The 1559-nt window shown below is 41.9% G+C and carries 1 protein-coding gene; it reads left to right on the top strand.

Translation table 11 applies throughout. The annotated features are described in order from the left end of the window. The first annotated feature begins 195 nt into the window (after nucleotides 1-195). Nucleotides 196-1461: a RidA family protein gene (locus ASV53_RS23925; protein WP_062688988.1), complete on the top strand. Its 1266-nt coding sequence runs from the start codon at nucleotides 196-198 to the stop codon at nucleotides 1459-1461. The last annotated feature ends 98 nt before the right edge of the window (nucleotides 1462-1559 follow it).

The raw sequence follows: 1559 nt of genomic DNA, 5'->3' as shown, positions 1-1559 counted from the left end.
CTATTCGTCGGCAGCGTCAGATGTGTTTAAGAGTCAGCCTATTTATTTAGCTCGCTAGTGAAATAATGTTTAGAGGTGCGTCACATTTACCCTGAATTATTTCACTTACTATTGCGCCACTTCGAACATTCTTTCAAATACGTTCTATCAAAGATAAATACGTATTTATGTACTATATAATAGGATAATATTCCAATGACTGACGCGATCATCAAAGTTTCTCGTAATACTGAGAACGCACCTCAAAGCACTCTATCTACTCAAACAGTTGCTTTCTCTCACTACAATAACTTTTCGGCTCAATTGCCAGTAGATCCTAAAACAGGTGAAATCGTTGTTGGTGACGTAAAAGACCAAGCAGCACAATGTTTAACTAACATTAAAGCTATCGTTGAAAGCATCGACCATGTAATGGACGACGTTGTTAAAATTAACGTTTTCCTTAAAAACATTGCTGATATTGAAGCTGTAGACGCTGTTTACGCGACATTCTTCACTAACCTTCTACCGACTCGCACAGTTGTTCAAGTTAACGCACTGCCAATGGGCGATGCTTTAGTTCAAATGGATGCGCTTATCTCTAACGGTGAAGGTACAGCGCCACAAGCTCCTTGTGCGCTTATCAAGCTTTCTCGCAACACTGAAAATGCACCACAAAGCCCAGTTTCAACTCAAACTGTTGCTTTCTCTCACTACAACAACATTTCAGCTCAACTACCAGTAGACGCTAAAACAGGCGCACTAGTAGAAGGCGGCGTGAAAGAGCAAACAGCTCAGTGTCTTAAAAACATGAAAGCAGTGCTAGAAAGCATTGACGTTCCTTTTGATGACATCGTTAAAATCAACATGTACCTAACGGATCTTGCTGATGCTGACGCAGTAAACGAAGTTTACTCAACTTTCTTCCCAGATTCAGCTATCGCACGTACAGTTGCTTACGTACCAGCACGTTCTGTTATCGCAGCTGACGCACTACCTATGGGTGCACTAGTTCAAATTGATGCATCTGTATCTCACGGCGACGGCACACCTCCACAAGAAGTTGAAGACCGTCACAACATCGTTATCCGTGCAAGCAACACAGATGCAGCACCACGTAACGCACTATACACACAAACAGTTGCTTTCTCTCACTACAACCACGTTGCTACTCAACTTCCAGTTGACGTTAAAACAAATGCAATCGTAGCTGGCGGTGCTAAAGAGCAAGCTGAGCAGTGCATGAAAAACATCAAAGCTATCGTTGAAAGTGTTGACCACGTAATGGACGATATCGTTAAAATCAACATCCAACTTAAAGATGTTGCTGATATCGACGCAGTAAACGAAGTTTACACAACGTTCTTCAACGGTGAACTTCCAGCACGTACAGTTGTAGGTGTTTCTCAAATCGAAATGGGCGCACTAGTTCAAATCGACGCTGTTGTTTCTAACGGTGAAGGTACGCTTCCACAAGCTTAATCGCTTAGATTGCAGCTTAGTCGTGCTTTCATCACGCTAAGCTGCCTAATAAGATGAGGCAGGCTTTTAATATTTAATCATGATAGGAATGGTTAAAT

The sequence above is a fragment of the Photobacterium sanguinicancri genome (assembly GCF_002265265.1).
GTDB lineage: Bacteria > Pseudomonadota > Gammaproteobacteria > Enterobacterales > Vibrionaceae > Photobacterium > Photobacterium sanguinicancri.
Note: the sequence above shows the minus strand (reverse complement) of the source record. Positions and strands in the feature narration are given on the sequence as shown.